Here is an 18,267-nt window from a genome sequence, read left to right as displayed (position 1 = left end):
TATATTTACTTATACTAAACAAAAGTTTACTAAAAATTTACAGATGGGAGTGATCAAAAAACTGCTTACAAGCTCCAAAGCCTTCTTTATTGTATGGTGCATGGTGGCGGCGTTTGGAACCTATTTTTGTATGTATGCCTTCCGTAAACCGTTTAATGCAGGCACATATGAAGGCTTGTCGTTATGGGGGATAAACTATAAGGTAGTGCTTATTATAGCGCAGGTATTTGGTTATATGATCTCCAAATTCATAGGAATAAAAGTGATATCCGAGCTAAAAGCTGCAAGCCGTACACAGCTCATCATTGGGTTAATACTTTTTGCCGAGATAGCGCTGTTGTTTTTTGGCTGGGTGCCTCATCCCTACAATTTTGCTTTTTTATTCATGAACGGGCTTCCGCTGGGAATGATCTGGGGCATTGTATTCAGCTATCTCGAAGGACGAAGATTTACAGAAGTGCTTGCCATAGGGCTAAGCGTAAGCCTCATCGTTTCTTCGGGCATGTTAAAAACTATTTATTTTGACGTACGCGAATGGCTGCCCCTCGTATCGGAGTTCTGGATGCCTTTTGTAATGGGCTTATTGTTTTTGCCTTTATTTCTTTTGTTCGTATGGATGCTGTCTGTTATCCCCGCTCCTTCGCAGGATGACATGGCGTTGCGGGCGCCGCGGCTACCCATGACCAACACCGACAAACGGAATGTGTTCCGGCAATATGGCTGGGGCCTGGTAGCCTTTATTATACTTTATACTTTCCTGGCAACGCTGCGCGATTTCAGGGATAATTTTACGGTTGAAATATGGAATGAGGTAGACCCGGGGTGGGACAAAAATGTGTTCACCCAAACCGAAGCCATAACAAGCATTATTGTATTGGCGGTTATCGGCAGCCTCTCTGCTATTAAAAATAATTTTAAAGGCTTTTGGGCCGTGAACGGTATTATAGGCGCCGGCTTCCTGATAACGGCACTGGCTACCCTTCTTTTTCAACGGCATATCATTTCTCCTTTCTGGTGGATGCTGTTACTGGGCACCGGTTTGTTTCTGGCTTATATGCCTATGCAGATCGCCTTGTTTGAGCGGCTGATCGCTCACTTCCGTATTAAAGCCAACGCGGGTTTTTTTGTATACATGTGCGATTCCATCGGTTACCTGGGCAGCGTGGTGCTGATGCTGTATAAAGAGTTTTTCATGAAAGAGATGAACTGGTCGCTGGTACTCATGAAGTTCACCTACCTGCAGGCTGTAATATCGCTGGTGCTGCTGGGAGCGGCATGCGTGTTCTTTTACCGGTCTGCCGTTCGTGCAAAGAAAAGGATTGTACCCGCTACAGCCGGAATTCCAAACGTATAAAAAAATCATCACTATAAAATTATAATGTATGTCTCATCAGCCCTTATTATTTACTCCGGGTCCTTTATCAACCTCCTTAACCGTAAAGCAGGCCATGCTAAAGGATATGGGATCACGGGATCAGGTATTTATGAATGCAGTAAGGGATATCCGCAATGGCTTGCTGCAACTGGCGCAGGTTAGTAAGGAAGATGGTTATGAATGCGTGATCATCCAGGGCTCCGGTACTTTTGCCGTGGAAAGTGTGATCAGCAGCGTAGTGGGAGAGAAGGACAGGCTGCTGATACTTGCCAACGGCGCTTACGGAGAAAGGATAGTGAAAATGGCAGGCATTCACCGGCTGAACCATGTAGTGCTTCGTTTTGATGAGGATACCATTGTTACTCCGGAAGCAACGGAAGCTTTTTTACAAAGCCATCCGGATATCACGCATGTGGCCTGTATACACAGTGAAACCACTACCGGGTTGTTTAATCCCGTAACAGCTATTGGCGCTGTTTGCAAACAATATGGTAAAGTGTTTATTGTTGATGCCATGAGCAGTTTTGGCGGCGTTGCAATGGATATGAAAGCCATGCAAATTGATTTCCTGGTTTCTTCTTCCAATAAATGCATTGAAGGTGTTCCGGGCTTTGCCTTTGCACTATGCAAGCGCGGTGAGCTCGAAAAAGCGAAAGGACAGGCACGCAGTCTCAGCCTTGATCTATACGATCAATGGGCCGGACTTGAAGCCAGCGGGCAATTTAGGTTTACCCCGCCAACCTTAAGCCTTATGGCCTTCCGGCAGGCTATGAAAGAGCTGGAAGAAGAAGGCGGTATCCCTGCCCGCGAGCAAAGGTATAAAGCCAATAAACAAACGCTGGATGAAGGAATGACCGCACTCGGCTTTAAGCAATACCTCAAACCGGAGATACAGGGACATATCATTTCTTCTTTCTTATATCCTTCCGATCCGGGTTTTAATTTTGAGCTTTTTTATGAGAAGCTGAATAAAAGAGGATTCGTTATTTATCCAGGTAAGCTCAGCAAGGCCAATGCTTTCCGTATTGGCAATATCGGGCAAATTTTTCCGGATGATGTAAAAGCGTTGCTTATTGCTATTGAAGAAGTGCTGAAGGAGGATGCGGTGACGGTTTAAAACCCATGAGGTTTGTGGGAGGGAATTACAGCGTGAGGAAGCATCATAGGGTTTAAATAAAGATGAAGGGGGAAAGGTGAAAGGTGAAAGAAGAAGTACTCGTCTCATCGTTAGTAATTACTACCATGAGGGCTGGATACCCCCCTGCTGTGATAGCTGATTACTACCCATTGCCTCCCTCACTCATTTGAAAACCAGTCTGCCGGCTGGCTGGTTTTCAAATTCCTAAATTTTCACATTTCCCACATTTCCATATTTCCACATTTTATTTCCCTTATTCCCCTCATTCGTCTATTTTTGCGCTCTTCCAAATTAGCATTTCAAATGGTTGATGTATTATTAGGCCTCCAGTGGGGCGATGAAGGAAAAGGTAAGATTGTAGACTATTTCGCGCCTGCCTATGATGTGATCGCGCGTTTCCAGGGTGGACCCAATGCAGGACATACCCTGTATGTAAAAGATAAGAAAGTAGTATTGCACCAGATCCCTTCCGGGATATTTCACAGCGATATCATTAATCTGATCGGAAACGGGGTGGTATTAGACCCGGTTACCCTTAAAAGAGAGTGCGAAACAGTGGCTACTTTTGGGGTTGATTATGCTAAGAATCTGTATATTTCAGAAAGAACCAATCTTATTTTACCCACGCACAGGGCGCTCGACAAAGCTTCTGAAGTATTGAAGGGAAATGATAAAATTGGCTCCACACTAAAAGGTATAGGACCTGCCTATATGGATAAAACAGGCAGGAACGCCTTACGGGTAGGGGATATCCTTGATAAAAACTTTACATCGCAATATATCAGGCTTCGGCTTAAGCACCAGAAGCTTTTAGACAGCATGCAGTTTCATGAAGATATTTCCGCGTGGGAAGACGAGTTTTTTGAAGGTGTTGAGTTCATGCGCCGGTTTAAGATCATAAACGGCGAATATTTTATTAATGAAAAGATAAGTGAGGGCAAAAAAGTACTGGCGGAAGGCGCGCAGGGGAGCATGCTGGATGTGGATTTTGGAACCTTCCCTTTTGTAACCTCTTCCAATACCATATCGGCAGGCGTATGTACAGGGCTGGGAGTGGCTCCGCAAAAAATTAAAGAAGTGATTGGCGTAACCAAAGCCTATTGTACGAGAGTGGGCAGCGGGCCTTTCCCTACCGAGCTGCATGACGGGGTGGGAGACGAACTGCGTAAAACCGGTAATGAGTTTGGCGCCACAACAGGGCGTCCGCGCCGGTGCGGCTGGATTGACCTGGTGGCATTGAAATTTGCCTGTATGATAAACGGCGTTACACAATTAGTAATGACCAAAGCCGACGTGTTAGACGCGTTTACTGAGCTGAAAGTATGTGAAAATTATAATATTAACGGAAAACTGCAGCAGCAGGTGCCTTACCAAATGGCAAAGCTGGCTATAGATCCGGTATATACTTCATTTAAGGGATGGGATACAGACATTACCGAAACAACTTCGTTTGCTTCCGTTCCCCAGGCTATGAAGGATTATATAAACCATATTAACGGTTATTTGGGCGCAGAGATAAAATATATTTCCAATGGACCGGGAAGAGACCAGATAATTCCGGTACTTTAATTGTTGTATTGTATTACAATAAAAATTATTTTTGAAATTATTTGGCTATCTCAAAATCTCGTAGAAATTTTACGTTGTTAATTTAGTCAAGCTATGGCAAAATCTGAAAGAGATAAAAAAACTGCTGGTAAGGGAATTTCCGCTAATAACGGGAAGGCTAAACCCTTAAAAACGTCGCCCAAATCCAAGAAGAAAGAAGACGAAGACGATGACGATGATTTGGAGTTGGATGAGAAGCCTTCTGTAAAAGGAGGAAAGGTTGCATCTAAATCTTTAAAAGAGGAGGATGACGATGACGATGACCCGGAAGAGGAGAAAGATGACTGGGAGAAAGTAGATGAGGAAGACAACTGGGATCCTGATTTCGATGAGTTTGATATACCTAAATCAAAAGCAAAGAAAACAGGTGGCAAAAAAGGAAAGGAAGAAGATGATGATCTGGGCATTGACGATGAATTCAAGGACATGGGCTTGTTTGATGATGGCGGTGGCGGATACGATGATGATGACGATGACTTTTAACAGCATAACGTGAAAAGAACATTTTGTTCCTTTCCGGTTCATGATTTTTTACAGGTTAAAGAACAGATGCTGGATTGGGCTAACCAGTTCAGCATCTGTTGTTTTTTAGACGATCACCAGTACCGGCTGCGGGAGCATCGTTTTGAATGCATACTGGCAGTGAACGCCGAAAGCGTGCTTCATACCACCGGCGATAGGGCGTTTGAACAATTACAGGGTTTTATTGATAAAAACAGCGACTGGTGCTTCGGGCACCTGGGCTATGATCTTAAAAACGAGATCGAGACCCTGCAATCCAATAATGCGGACTTTGTACAATTTGATGATCTTTTCTTTTTTGTTCCCGAAATTGTTTTAATACTACGCAGCAACGAATTATTGATAGGGGTTAAAAGCCGGGAACATGCATCTGTTGCCGCGGCTGTTTTTAGCACCGTGCCGGCTACAACTCATCAACCACTGCAAATTGAAATAAAAAGCAGGTTTACCAGGGATGCTTATATTGATACCGTTCAGCAATTGCAGCAACACATATTACGTGGTGATTGTTATGAAATTAACTTTTGCCAGGAGTTTTATAACGATAATGCGGTCATTGATCCCCTGCAGGTATACCGGGCGTTAAGTAAGGAATCGCCCAACCCCTTTTCTTGCTACTACAGGCTGGAAGAGAAATACCTCCTTTGTGCCAGTCCTGAGCGCTACCTGCGCAAGAGCGGGAGCAGGCTGATCTCCCAGCCCATAAAAGGTACGATACAGCGAAACAATAAGCGTACGGAGTCCGACAGGTTAAACAGGGAAACGCTTCAGCATAGTTCAAAAGACCGTTCGGAAAATATAATGATCGTAGACCTGGTTCGGAATGACCTGGCAAAGGTTTGTACGGAAGGCAGTGTGAAGGTAGACGAGTTGATGGGTATATACGCTTTCCCGCAGGTATATCAAATGATTTCTACTGTAAGCGGGGAAGTAGCGGATACGGTGCGGGTAGCGGATATATTAAAAGCTACTTTTCCAATGGGGAGCATGACAGGGGCTCCCAAAAAAAGGGTAATGGAATTAATTGAGCAGTATGAGCGAACCCGGCGTGGTTTGTTTTCGGGGGCGGCAGGTTATATCTCCCCGGAGCAGGATATGGATTTTAATGTAGTGATCAGGAGCATATTGTATAACGCCTCAAACCGGTATCTGTCTTTTCAAACCGGCTCTGCTATTACGTATTACAGCAGGGCGGAAGATGAATATGAAGAGTGCCTGTTGAAGGCGGCAGCCATAAAAAAAGTGCTGAACACATAATCCAGCACTCCTTTTGTTTATAAAATAATCCCCTTTACTTTCTTTTCATCATTTTTTGTTCGCCGGCGGTAGACATAATGGCTTTTGTTTTGGGAAGACCGATGGCTTCGGGATAATCGCTTTTATCGTTGCTGAAAACGGTGCTGTTGCTTTTTAACAGCATTTCAATAGAGTCATTCAATATATCCTGGCGTTTTTCCTTAAATCTTTGCATTTTATCCTTCGGCAGCCTCATGTCGTAACCCCGGGCAACTACTTCTTTTTCGAAATCCGGGTTGTACAGGTTAAATGCCTCTGCTTCCATGTCTAAGGCTTCCACAATTACGTTTATATTGTATTTGCCGCTGATATGGAGTATGCTTAAATCGTTAAGGTTTTCAGCCATAAGCTTTTCCATATTTAATAAAGGCACTGCTGTTTCTTCCTGTTTTTCCAGTATATAACAGGCGGCTACATATTTCTTAACATGCGCTCTCGATTCGGCAGGTAAATAATACTGCAGCTTCCAGAAGTCCCGGCTCTGGCTTTTTTTAATGGCAGCATCTACTCTTGAGGCTCCGCCATTATACGCTGCTATAACCAGCAGCCAGTCGTTGAACTGGTTATGCAGGATTTTAAGATATTTTGCTGCGGCGTGTGTGCTTTTGGTAAGATCCCGTCTTTCATCCCTGTTATGATTGATGGTTAAACCCATTAACCTGCCTGTGGGGGCCATGAACTGCCAGGGACCTACGGCTCCTTTGCGTGATACCGCGCCATTGAACATTTCAGACTCAATAAGCGCGAGATATTTGAGTTCCGTAGGAAGGTCATAGCGTATCATGATCTTGTCTATGAGCGCCATTTGCCGCGCATATTTAGATGTGATCTTTTCCAGGCGTTTTTCGTGCTTTTTTTCGTAATCCCTTACAAAGGCAATAGCCAGTGGGTGTAAGGTGTTGTATTTATTTTGGCTCACTGCCGGTGCTTTGGGCGTAGCTATTGCTTCAGGAACGGCATTTTCTTCTTCCATTATAATAGCAGTGGTATTTTCATTGTCCGAAGGTGAGCTTACTGCCGTTGCCACAACTATTTCAGTAACGGCAATGCTGGTATCTGTTTCCTGGGCTTCGGAATTGCCATGAATATCTTCAGCTTTTAGCGAAAAAGACATACATAAAACAAATACGAAATAACCAAAACCTTTTAATAACATATTCATATAACTCAATTTTTTGGTTTTCTCCTGTTTTGCAATTATGGTTCCAAAAAAGGAGGGTACAAAATAATTGGTTGATTCACAGGGGGTTACAAAAACCTAAAGATTTGTGAAGCTTATCAGAGGTATTGGAAGAGCGGAAAGCAAAAATACTTCTTCAAAATGGATCGTCATAGTTTTAAGCCAAAACTATGCCATGATTTATGGTAAAAAGCATTAAATCGAGCCAAAAATTACGTCATAATGACGGTATTCGGAATAAATGACATTCTTTTTAATTTTTTTGGAAAGCTAAAGCATGTGTGTGCGTACGTTCAAAGCGATCTTACACTTGAGGAAATGGCGCGGTGGATATTGAATCCGATAGCAGATCCTATTTTTTTTAAAGCGAGCGTCATCTGGTTTTCAACTGTTTTTACAGAGAGATTCAATAGTTCCGCTACTTCGCGGTATTTCAGCTCTTCCTCTTTAACCAGCTTAAAGATCAGCCTGCACCTCGCCGGCAGGCTTTGAACGGCTTCATGTATTTTGTGAAGCATTTCGGCTGTGATCATTAATTGCTCAGGGTCGAAAAATACGCTGTTCAATTCAACCCAGTAATCATCCGCAGGTAAACTTTGCCAGCTTTTTTGCTTTTTCAGGTAGTTAAGGCAGGTATTTCGGGTGCTGGTGAAAAGGTATAATTTGAGGTTAATAATAGTATGAAGTGTTCTGCGCCTCTTCCATATTTTAATAAATACATCAGAAACCGCTTCTTCCGAAAGCTGCTTTGATTTAAGGAAGGAAAAGGCAAACTGCTGAAGGGAGGGATAAAAATGCAGGAATAGTTCATTATATGCCTGCTGATTGTTGAAAAGCGCAATCTGTTGTTGTAATAGTTCAATATGAGGCTGGCGGTTATCCATAAGCATACCCCTGCAATCGTTTTGCAAACTACGATTTTTACAATGAATTCTCTTTTAAAGGAGAGCACAAAGCTACAATGTGCTGCTTGGTTTGCTGTAATATTTTAAATAGCGGAAGGAAATGGCAGAAAAATTATTCTGTACGATGTTTTTTTTTACCTTTGCCCACCGCTAAAGAAAACGGCGATCAATAACAGCCGTAAGCAGGCTAAAACAGAAAGTTCTTATAAGTAAATCAATGATATTTCTTCTTTAAGGAGAAAGGACCCTTAGCTCAGCTGGTTAGAGCATCTGACTCATAATCAGAGGGTCGCTGGTTCGAGCCCAGCAGGGTCCACATTACGGAGGCTATGATTTTTCATAGCCTTTTTCATGCGCATAAGCCATTTAAAGAAACGCAGACTATCCTTACCGGTATCGTTTAAGGATATCTTCAATGCGCTCATCGGGTACCAGGTTGGTGGTTTCTATCAGCGCAATTTGTGCATAATGAGGATGCATGGTATTGAGCACATAATTGAAGTTGCCGGGCAATACGGCGGAAGGTACTTTTAAAACAGGTGTATCGCTTTTGTCGTACCATGCGTTTCCGAGTGGCTGGCATTTGCTGTAATCTTTAAAATCTCTCCACCCTTTTTTCAAATCCGTTTCTTTTATTTCAGTAATGCCGAGTGTGTTGGGTATTTCGATGATCATTATTTTAAAATCCCCGTTGAATCCTACTCCTTTTCTGCGGATCATGTTTTCCAGAAATGCCAGCGGCACAGATTCCGCGGTGTACACTACTTTGCGCCCTTTTCCGTTCCAGCGCCCGCTTATACCTGGCGCAAAGAGCGTATTACTATATGCTTTATGAACAATCCGATACACCAGCATGCAGTAATTATTTAAGCAACATATCCATGTGCCAGCCGGTCTAATTCATCCGATACCAATCCAACGCCACCGGGAGTAGTCAGCCAGTCTATTGGCTTTTCCTTTGTGCTCCAGAAAGGCTTTTGCAACCAGTAATTAAATTCATCTGCATTACCGAAAAGCTCCTCTCCCTTTGCAAAAAGGGCAATGAGCCTGAGCAGGTGTTCACTTTCAACAGGCGCCAGATTTTTTTCCTGCTCCCGATAGTTGTTTATTGTCCTGGGGTGAATATAAAGCAGTTGGGCCAGGCTTTTTTCAGGCATTTTTATTAAGCGGGCAAAGTTGTAAAACACCTCTGCACTGATACCCTTACGGGCAGCGCCTACCATTTTTATCTCATCGCTCAAATCGAAGTTTCTGAATTTCCTCCGAACGGTGCTTTTTTGTTTCACATCAGTTGCAGCCATTATACTTATTTTTCATGAAGATAGTTGATATTTTTCACTTTTAAAAGTGAAAATATTCACTACTATATGATTGCAGTTAGGCAGCAAACTACCTGCTTTCCCTGATCGCCTTAAACTCCGAACCGGTTTTCCATTGCGGCCAGCTTTGTCCATAAGCCAGGCGGCGCCCAACGCGAAACAGCAATTGAAGATCATCAATGGCGCCGTCTAATTTCCAGGTGGCATCATATTCATCAGAGGGGCGATGGTAATTTTTTTCAGTATATATATCATTCATTTTTTTGCCATACCCGCTTTCTTTTCCAATAACATCAATACCGCTGCTGATATATAAAGCCGGGATGCCTGCTTTGGCAAAATTGAAATGATCGGACCGGTAATAATAACCCGCTTCGGGGTGCACTTCGGGTGTAATGGTACGGTTCACTTTGGCGGCTTCTTCCTGCAAATAATCCTCCAGCTCCGATTGTCCCTGCCCTACTATAATTACATCCTTCGTTTTGCCATACCAGTTCAACCCGTCCATGTTAATATTGGCCACGGTTTTATTAGACGGATAAACAGGGTTTTGTGCGTAATAGGCCGATCCCCATAATCCCTGCTCTTCAGCAGTTACAGATAAAAAGACAATAGTGCGTTCAGGCTGTGTTGGCAAACTTTTAAATCCCCGCGCCAGTTCTAATAACCCGGCTGTGGCACTTGCATTGTCTAATGCGCCGTTGTAAATAGAATCGCCGGTTTCATCGGGCGTTCCAATACCCAGGTGATCCCAGTGCGCTGTATATATAATGGTTTCATCGGGGTATTTGCTGCCTGTTATTTTGCCAATTACATTATTGGATTGATTGTAATTGGTTTTTACCCGAATGGAAGTTGATAAGCCCAGGTTTAAAGCTGTTCCTTTAAATCCCCGCACATCGGCTGAGGTGAATAAGGTAGTATCCTTACCGGCAGCGGTTAATAGTTTTTTTGCCGCCGGGCCCGATACCCAGCCGATCATATCGCATAATTGTTCCTCCCTGCCCCGTGGGTCTAAACGCAGGCGTGAGGCATTCCAGTTGTTTTGTACAACGGTAAAAGGATAGCTGGCAGCTTCGGTATTGTGAATAACTAAGCAGGCTTTAGCGCCCTGCCGGGCAGCTTCTTCAAATTTATAGGTCCAGCGGCCGTAGTAGGTCATCGTTTTTCCTTTAAACAAAGACGTATCACCTGCATTAAAACCGGGATCGTTCACCAATACCATTACCACTTTTCCCTTTACATCCAATCCTTTATAATCATTCCAGTTATACTCCGGCGCCACTACGCCATAGCCTGCAAAAACAAGCTCGTCATTATTGAGGGAAACAGCAGCATCTGTTTTGTTTGTCCATAGCACATAATCATCCGGCCCTTGTAAAGTAAAATTTCCTTTGGCCGATTTTACCTGCATAACGGGTGCGGCATCGGTAGTAATATTTACCATCGGCACCTCCTGGAAATAACTTTCACCATTGCCGGGTTCAAGACCTGCTGCAATGAACTTTTCTTTTAAATACTGGATCGTTTTTGTTTCTCCCGCGGTAAATGGTTTGCGGCCTTCAAAATCATCTCCCGAAAGTTCGGCGATATGTTTACCCAGGCTATCGGAGCTGAAAGCGGCAAGACCGTCTTCTTCTCCAAAAGTTGCTTCTTTGGGATTACAGGAGGCAAGCAGGAGCGTGGCAGATACAATACTTAAAAAGATGCGGTTCATAAAAGCGGTATTATAATAATGCGGCAAGTATAATAATTTTTTCACACTAATCTACCCCAATATCAATATCTTGCGCACCTTTTCCCGCGAAGATGAAGATCAGGCGCAGCTTGATCAGCCGCTTTGTTAGCGTTATTTTTGTTTTCCGGGTTCAGAAAAATGTCTTTTATATTTGTTCTCTTTAACCTTTTATTAACCTGTTGCAGGATACATTTGTCACTCAATTTAATTTATGAAGCGTTTCTTACTGGTCATTTCACTGTTAGTATGGGGTAGTTTTTTATGGGCGCAAACGGAAACAGACACGCTTTCGCGGAAAAAAAGCCGCAATACCAGCCAGCTTTCCGGCCGTGCTGCAGACCATTTTATGATACAGGTAGGTTATAATGGGTGGGCAGGATCTCCTGATTCCTTCAGAACGGGGGGCTTAAGCAGAACCTTCAACATGTATTTCATGTTTGATTTTCCCTTTAAATCGGATCCCAGGTTCAGCGCGGCGATAGGAGCAGGGCTGGGTACCGACAATATGTTTTTTAAGCAAACCACGGTTGACCTTAGAAAATACCCCCTGAGCTTTGCGCATGATACGGTGAGTTCCTATAAAAAATATAAGATAGCTACAGGCTACCTGGAAGTTCCTGTGGAACTTCGGTTCGCCAGTAACCCGGCAAATTATAACAAGGCCTTTAAAGTGGCGTTGGGCGTTAAAGTAGGAACCATGATAGATGCCCATACCAAGGCTAAAATAACGCGCGACACGGAAGGATACGGCGGTTATACCCGGAAAATAAAGGACAAAAGAAATTTTAATACTACCCGGTTAGCGGGTACGCTTCGTGTAGGCTATGGAGTGTTTTCGGTTTTTGGAACCTACCAGTTTAATGAATTCATCAGGGAAGGCGCCGGTCCAAATGTAAAGCCCTATAGCATTGGTTTAACCATAAGCGGTTTATAGGCCGTCATTTGTGTTTAAAATATGGAAACGGGTGCCGGGTGCATCCGTTTTTTCGTTATGCTTCGTTTACCTTTGCAGTTCTAAATTTTAAAGATTGATAGATAAAAAGAGTAAATTTTTGCAGGAAGAGAAGGCGGTGCTGGTGGGGTTGGTGCATAAGCTCCAAACAGAACACCAGTTGAAGGAATATCTCGATGAGCTGGCTTTCTTGGCAGAAACCGCCGGCGCAAAAGCGGTTAAAAAATTCTATCAGAAACTGCCGCATCCCGATAGCAAAACATTTATAGGTAAAGGCAAGCTGGAAGAGATCAGGCAATATATTGAAAGACATGGCGATATTCAGGTTGCTATTTTTGATGATGAGCTTACCGGTTCGCAGATATCCAATATTGAAAAAATATTGGGTATAAAAACAATAGACCGGAGCGATCTGATACTGGATATTTTTGCTAATCGCGCTAAAACCGCCCAGGCCAAGGCCCAGGTTGAGCTGGCGCAATATCAATATCTCCTGCCCAGGTTAAGAGGTATGTGGAAGCATTTGGAAAGATTGGGCGGCGGTATCGGAACAAGAGGTCCGGGGGAAACGGAAATTGAAACCGACAGGCGTATCGTGCGGGATAAAATATCGCTTTTACGAAAAAGGCTGGTAGAAATAGACAAACAGGCTTTTACGCAGCGAAAAGACCGCGGTGAATTTATTCGCGTGGCGTTAGTAGGATACACCAACGTAGGGAAATCTACGATCATGAATGTGCTGAGCAAAAGTGAGGTATTCGCGGAGAACAAGCTGTTTGCCACGCTGGATACTACTACCCGTAAAGTGGTTTTTGAGAACACACCCTTCCTGCTGAGCGATACCGTTGGATTTATCCGTAAACTTCCGCATCACCTGGTGGAAAGCTTTAAAAGCACCCTTGATGAAGTGAAAGAAAGTGATATATTGTTGCATGTGGTGGATATTTCACATCCGCAGTACGAAGACCAGATGAAAGTAGTAAATAAAACCCTGCAGGACCTGGGATGCTATAACAAACCGGTGATCACCATTTTTAACAAAATGGACCTGTATGTAAAAAATACATTCGATGAATGGCTGGATGACGGTACCAAAACACAGTTGCTGGAAGAGCTGAAGCAAAGATGGGTGAATGAAACGCAGGGTAACTGTATTTTTATTGCTGCCACGGAAAAGCAAAATATTGATGAATTGCGCAAAGTGCTCACCAGTAAGATCCGCGAACTATACCGCATAAGGTATCCATATAAAACCGAGTTCTTTTACCAGGCTTAAACCAGTATTACGTTAATTATATATAATAATCTTCATTAATTATCCCTCACCGCGCTATGCCCGAAAAAGAACAAAGCTGGATCAGGATCGCGGATCATATCTGTGAAATAAAGTTTGGCGTCAATAATATTGCCGTAACAGAAGCTGGAGATAAAGAAATTTGTATAGGCAGATTTAAAGATGCTCTTTTTGCTTTTGCTTCCAAATGCCCGCATGCAGGAGGGCTTTTAAGCGAAGGCTGTATAAATGAGGCGGGTAATGTTGTATGCCCTGTGCACGGCTATAAGTTTAATATGCGTACCGGGTATAATGTAAGCGGTGAAGGATATTATTTAAAGCATTGGCCGGTGACAATAAGAGCAGATGGTGTTTTTGTAGATATGGGTAAGTAGGGAGTTGCTCAAAAACTAATTGTTGCTTCTTCTTCTTCTTTTTGGGGTTGTATATTCTTTAAAACATTCCAGGATATAAAGCCCTAATTCGGCGTCATTCAACATAACAACATACTCGTACTGGGGACGATAATATTTCATAAAACTATCTAATTCGGGGCTTTCTAAGTGGGTAAGTTTTCGTACAAACAGCTTGCTGTAGCGGTAGTCTATATATTTCTCCTGTTCTTCCTTTATCAGCCATCCCTGCAAGAATTTCATATTCCTGCTGCGGCGAAAGCGAAATACATTGATCAGCTCATTAAGGTCAACGCCGGCTCCCGCTCCAACACTACCCGGCGATAAAGAAGAAATGCGTAGGCCCGGTTTGCGATAATTGAATGCCTTTTCATATTCTCTCCGGTTTTGCAAAGAATCAAAGCGATAATTAGGCTTTCGAACCGTAACGCCGGGCAATTCAATAGCCGATATTTGTATAGAAATGTCGAAGGCGGCAGGGTTCTGAACGGTTTTAACCGGGTATCTGGGAGTGGCTTTTCCCAGGTACGAGAACCAGATGGAGTCTGCCGGAAGTACCCTGATGCTGTAAAATCCCATAGAATCTGTTTGTGTGCCGTATCCTGAAGCGGTAAGTACGCTTACTCCCGGCAGGGGAATCCTTTGTGTAATATCGTAAACCGTTCCCTGTATCTCCTGCGCGTGAATATGTGCAGGAAGGACAACCAGCATATATGATATTATAACAAGGATACCTGCGCGGTGATTGACCCGCAGGCTATGATAAAGCTTTTTCCAGTATGCCCTTCCACCTTTCATATATGCTCGCATATGCTTTTTGATTATTATTGGGTTCTGCCAGGGCAACAGGCTTATAGTTTTGGAATGCTTCCCGGGGGTTTGTGTAAATACCTGCGCCAATGCCTGCGCCTATAGCTGCTCCCACTGCACCGTCATTTTCATACAATTCTACAGGGGTGCCGGTAAAGTTCACAAAAAGATCTGTAAACAGGGGGCTTAAAAACATATTGGCTTTTCCGGCACGGATAACGGAAGGGCGAACGCCGTTTTCTTTCAGGATGTCTAACCCGTAACGGAAAGCGCAGGCAATGCCTTCCTGCGCGGCCCGGAACAAATGTGAAGGTTGATGCGTGGTTAATTGCAGGTTACTGATTTGCGATCCCATCAGCTTATTTCCGAGCATACGCTCTGCGCCGTTGCCAAAGGGCAGTATGGTAAGCCCGTTACTTCCCAAAGGAATGTTGGCAGCCTGTTCATTGATTTGCGCGTATGTTAAATGGCTGCCGGCTATATCTTTCATCCACCTGTTCATAATACCTGTGCCGTTAATGCATAGCAGAACGCCAATGCTTTTTTGTGCTGTGGTATGGTTCACATGCGCAAAGCTGTTTACCCTCGACTGCGGATCGCCGGTTAGCCGGTCGCTTACCGCGTATATTACACCTGAAGTGCCTGCTGTAGCCGCAATTTCACCGGGGTTCATTACATTCAGTGATAAAGCATTGTTAGGCTGATCCCCTGCTTTATAGGATACCGGGATGCCGGGTTTTAATCCTAATGTCACGGCTATCTCCTGAGTTACTGCGCCATGAACGGAAAATACAGGTTGTACCCGGGGGATAATAGGATTGGAAAAGCCATAATGATCCATTACCGGCTGAGCTACGGTATCGGATTGAAAATCCCATAAAACGCCTTCTGATAATGCGGCAGGAGAGGTGGTTATTTCCTGTGTTAACCGCATGGCAATATAATCTCCGGGCAGCATTAGTTTAGCTACATTTTCAAAAATAGCAGGCTCGTGCGCTTTCACCCAGGCCAGTTTGGATGCTGTGAAATTACCGGGTGAATTTAAAAGATGCTCCCGGCACCAGGCGGGGCCGATGGCTTCAAAAGCGTTATTACCTGTTTCAACGGCACGGCTGTCGCACCATATAATGGAAGGACGTAAAACTTTTTTATTTTTATCAACAATTACCAGTCCGTGCATTTGATAAGCAATGCCAATAGCCGCTATATCGCGTGGATTAAAACTACCGGAAGCATTGAGTTTTTGTATAGCCTGGCAGGTATATTGCCACCAGCTTTCAGGTTCCTGCTCAGCCCATCCGGGATGTTGCGAAATAATGGTAGCTTCCGTTTCGGGAAACCGGGCTGAAGCGATCAGTTTTGTATCGGCAGCGTTTACTACAGATACCTTTATAGATGAAGTGCCTACGTCAATGCCAAGAAGTAACATACAGTGCGTAATATGGTTTAATTAAAATAATGGGAACAAGATACTAAAAACATCGTTTGCCATGCTGCTGTATTGATAATTGAATTATGTTTGAATAAATGTTTTGTTTCATTTGTCCTGCTGTTGTTAAACAATTGTAATATACGCCGGGCATACGCATACATACTGTGTTTTAACGCAACTTTATCCCGGCCTCTTGTAGTCAAATGCTATATTTGTTATGATCATATTGTGATTGCTACCGGCATGGAGGAGAGAAAATAAAAGATGAATCATATAGGAAAATATTTACTTCAATTTGCATTACTGCCGTTTGTTTTTTGCCTGCCGGCTCAGCAAAGTCCGGGTCAGGTAAAAGTTGCCGCTTCAGCTAATAAAAATATTATGCTGCAGGATGAGCTCATTAAGCTGCAGTTTAGTGTGGAGAATGCGGAGGAAGTACAGCAGTTTATTCCACCTGCTTTTAAAGGATGTAAGGTGGTGGAGGGGCCGCTGCATACAACAGGCACATCTGTTGTTAACGGTGCGGTAAATAACTATGTGACCTTCATGTATGTTATACAGCCCGAAGCACCGGGTAATTATGCACTTTCAGGTGGTTCCGCTAAAATAAACAACCAGCGTTTTGTTTTTAATACCATCCGGTTTAAGGTTAAGGAATCCAAACACAATAACAACCGGTATAATTTTCAAAGCCATTCGTATGATGATGTTTTGGATCAGCAATTATACAGTGATTATATTATCCGAAAAGGCGAAGATATTCAAAACAAGATCAGGCAAAATCTTTTTATTAAAGTAGATGTAAGTAAAGATCATTGTTATGAAGGCGAGCCGGTAATAGCTACCTACAAGTTATATACCCGCCTGCGTTCAGAATCAAAAGTATCTAAAAGGCCATCCTTTAATGGCTTTAGTGTATATGATATCGTAGACCCTTCTTCGGCGCCTTCCACCATTGAAACGCTGAATGGTAAAAATTTCAATGTATACCTTATCCGTAAAGCACAGCTTTTTCCGCTGCAGTCGGGCATTCTTGAACTTGACCCGGCAGAGGTGGAAAATTCCATTTCTTTTTTAAGTGCCGAAACGGCCATGAAAGACAAGGGGGAACATTTGCCCGAGTTGCTGAGATCGTTTGAATCGGATAATGTTACGCACGAAGGAATTATAACCGAAAACGTAAATATTAAAAGCAATCCGTTGCCGGTAACGGTAAAGGCGCTTCCGGCTTTCTCCCGGCCGGAATCTTTTGATGGCGCGGTGGGAAATTTCAGCATTGAGGCTAGCATTGATAAAAATGAAATTGCCCTGAATGACGTGGCGCTGCTAAGGGTTATTATAAAGGGAGAAGGAAATTTTGGTGTTATTAATGCGCCGATGGTACAATGGCCAAAGGATATGGAAGCGTATGAGCCCGACATTAAAGAAAATGTTTTAAAAACCGTGGCGCCAATGCGGGGCTATAAAACTTTTGCATTTACGGTAATGCCTAAACGAACAGGGATCATAGCGATTCCCCCTGTTGAATTCTCCTATTTTGATCCGCAGGCCAATCAGTATAAAACTGCGAAAACGGATGCTGTTGTTATTCATGCTGTTCCTGTAGTGCAAAAAAATGCTCCCGGCGCCGGCACGGCGGTAACCGGATATGAAAGTGCACCAACCGGAACAGGCACGTTATGGATGATAACCGCTGCTGTATTGCTGGGTTTGTTTGGTTTCTTTTTATTCAGGTATATCCGTTTACCGGGCAGCGCACCTGTTTTGAGAAGCGTTAAAAATGGCGGACAGGAAACGGTTACCAGTCACCAGAAGGAACCGCAGGCGGGTTTTTTGTCTAACCCTTTATTCCGGGCAAGGCTCATGCTTGTACAGCAAAACGGGCAGGGGTTCTATTCTGAGCTGGGTAAGGCTTTGCGGAATTATATGAATGAAAAATTACAGCTTACCGGCACTTACACGGATCAGAAAGACATAGCGCAGCGAATGAAGGTAAAAGGGTTTGACGATATCATTATTACACAATTCCAGTTGCTTATCCAGCAGTGTGAAGTGGCTTTGTATACGCCCGTTATTAATGAAGCGGAGATGCAGTCTGTATACGATCTTGCAGAGGATCTGCTGGATAATATTTCAAAAGCGTAATCCATCTTTAATTATAGCGGTTCGCTATACGGTTTCAGCAGGCAATAGCAGGTTGCGGTTCAATAAATGCATAGGGGTCTTTAAAAAAATAAGGCCAGCCCTAGAAAGAGCCAGCCGTTGCTAACCTATGAAAAACACCAAGTTAAAATTAGGTAATTATT

Annotated in this window: 16 protein-coding genes and 1 tRNA gene; 10 read left to right on the top strand and 7 right to left on the bottom strand. The window is 43.5% G+C overall.

Annotated elements, in window-relative coordinates; all coding sequences use genetic code 11:
- Window positions 1-43 precede the first annotated feature (43 nt).
- From PLE34_RS18355 to PLE34_RS18335, 5 genes are all read left to right on the top strand, one after another.
- Window positions 44-1,354, top strand: coding sequence for a DUF5690 family protein (locus tag PLE34_RS18355; RefSeq protein WP_324559255.1), 1,311 nt, complete (start codon window positions 44-46; stop codon window positions 1,352-1,354).
- A gap of 28 nt (window positions 1,355-1,382) precedes the next feature.
- A complete protein-coding gene (locus PLE34_RS18350) occupies window positions 1,383-2,492 on the top strand; it encodes a 2-aminoethylphosphonate--pyruvate transaminase (RefSeq protein ID WP_324559253.1) in 1,110 nt (369 codons plus the stop codon).
- Between the two features lie 324 nt (window positions 2,493-2,816).
- A complete protein-coding gene (locus tag PLE34_RS18345) occupies window positions 2,817-4,082 on the top strand; it encodes an adenylosuccinate synthase (RefSeq protein ID WP_324559252.1) in 1,266 nt (421 codons plus the stop codon).
- Between the two features lie 93 nt (window positions 4,083-4,175).
- Entirely contained in the window at window positions 4,176-4,604 is a 429-nt protein-coding gene (locus PLE34_RS18340; protein ID WP_324559251.1) for a hypothetical protein, read from the top strand.
- 9 nt (window positions 4,605-4,613) lie between these two features.
- Window positions 4,614-5,900 carry an anthranilate synthase component I family protein gene (locus PLE34_RS18335; RefSeq protein WP_324559250.1) on the top strand — a complete coding sequence of 429 codons (1,287 nt, stop codon included), beginning with the start codon at window positions 4,614-4,616 and terminating at the stop codon, window positions 5,898-5,900.
- Between the two features lie 34 nt (window positions 5,901-5,934).
- Here the strand turns inward: PLE34_RS18335 and PLE34_RS18330 are convergent, their stop codons facing one another.
- The gene (locus tag PLE34_RS18330) at window positions 5,935-7,101 is read right to left on the bottom strand and encodes a lytic transglycosylase domain-containing protein (protein WP_324559249.1); all 1,167 of its coding nucleotides are present in this window, start codon (window positions 7,099-7,101) and stop codon (window positions 5,935-5,937) included.
- A gap of 311 nt (window positions 7,102-7,412) precedes the next feature.
- Window positions 7,413-8,030: an RNA polymerase sigma-70 factor gene (locus PLE34_RS18325; protein ID WP_324559248.1), complete on the bottom strand. Its 618-nt coding sequence runs from the start codon at window positions 8,028-8,030 to the stop codon at window positions 7,413-7,415.
- Window positions 8,031-8,266: 236 nt separating this feature from the next.
- On the opposite strand from PLE34_RS18325, the gene PLE34_RS18320 reads away from it, so the two are divergent.
- Window positions 8,267-8,340 (top strand) — tRNA-Ile (locus tag PLE34_RS18320).
- 71 nt (window positions 8,341-8,411) lie between these two features.
- On the opposite strand, the gene PLE34_RS18315 is transcribed toward PLE34_RS18320, so the two are convergent.
- From PLE34_RS18315 to PLE34_RS18305, 3 genes are all read right to left on the bottom strand, one after another.
- Window positions 8,412-8,879, bottom strand: a complete 468-nt coding sequence (locus tag PLE34_RS18315; RefSeq protein ID WP_324559247.1) for an RES family NAD+ phosphorylase — start codon at window positions 8,877-8,879, stop codon at window positions 8,412-8,414.
- An 11-nt stretch (window positions 8,880-8,890) separates the two neighbouring features.
- Window positions 8,891-9,325, bottom strand: coding sequence for an Xre family toxin-antitoxin system antitoxin (locus tag PLE34_RS18310; protein ID WP_324559246.1), 435 nt, complete (start codon window positions 9,323-9,325; stop codon window positions 8,891-8,893).
- Window positions 9,326-9,413: 88 nt separating this feature from the next.
- The gene (locus PLE34_RS18305; protein WP_324559245.1) at window positions 9,414-11,060 is read right to left on the bottom strand and encodes a M28 family metallopeptidase; all 1,647 of its coding nucleotides are present in this window, start codon (window positions 11,058-11,060) and stop codon (window positions 9,414-9,416) included.
- A gap of 232 nt (window positions 11,061-11,292) precedes the next feature.
- On the opposite strand from PLE34_RS18305, the gene PLE34_RS18300 reads away from it, so the two are divergent.
- From PLE34_RS18300 to PLE34_RS18290, 3 genes are all read left to right on the top strand, one after another.
- Complete coding sequence (locus PLE34_RS18300; RefSeq protein WP_324559244.1) at window positions 11,293-12,015, top strand: outer membrane beta-barrel protein; 723 nt, start codon at window positions 11,293-11,295, stop codon at window positions 12,013-12,015.
- Window positions 12,016-12,109: 94 nt separating this feature from the next.
- Window positions 12,110-13,309 carry a GTPase HflX gene (gene hflX / locus PLE34_RS18295; protein WP_324559243.1) on the top strand — a complete coding sequence of 400 codons (1,200 nt, stop codon included), beginning with the start codon at window positions 12,110-12,112 and terminating at the stop codon, window positions 13,307-13,309.
- A 56-nt stretch (window positions 13,310-13,365) separates the two neighbouring features.
- Entirely contained in the window at window positions 13,366-13,701 is a 336-nt protein-coding gene (locus tag PLE34_RS18290; protein WP_324559242.1) for a Rieske (2Fe-2S) protein, read from the top strand.
- 15 nt (window positions 13,702-13,716) lie between these two features.
- On the opposite strand, the gene PLE34_RS18285 is transcribed toward PLE34_RS18290, so the two are convergent.
- Together PLE34_RS18285 and PLE34_RS18280 are read right to left on the bottom strand one after the other, a co-directional pair.
- Window positions 13,717-14,430 (bottom strand): carboxypeptidase-like regulatory domain-containing protein, encoded by a 714-nt coding sequence (locus PLE34_RS18285; RefSeq protein WP_324559241.1) that lies wholly within the window; start codon window positions 14,428-14,430, stop codon window positions 13,717-13,719.
- Between the two features lie 46 nt (window positions 14,431-14,476).
- Entirely contained in the window at window positions 14,477-15,958 is a 1,482-nt protein-coding gene (locus PLE34_RS18280) for a xylulokinase (protein WP_324559240.1), read from the bottom strand.
- A gap of 267 nt (window positions 15,959-16,225) precedes the next feature.
- Here PLE34_RS18280 and PLE34_RS18275 point away from each other — a divergent pair, with 267 nt between their 5' ends.
- Window positions 16,226-18,106, top strand: coding sequence for a BatD family protein (locus PLE34_RS18275; RefSeq protein ID WP_324559239.1), 1,881 nt, complete (start codon window positions 16,226-16,228; stop codon window positions 18,104-18,106).
- Window positions 18,107-18,267 lie beyond the last annotated feature (161 nt).

The organism is Agriterribacter sp., assembly GCF_035445465.1.
In the GTDB taxonomy this organism is placed as follows: Bacteria; Bacteroidota; Bacteroidia; order Chitinophagales; family Chitinophagaceae; genus Agriterribacter.
Note: the sequence above shows the minus strand (reverse complement) of the source record. Positions and strands in the feature narration are given on the sequence as shown.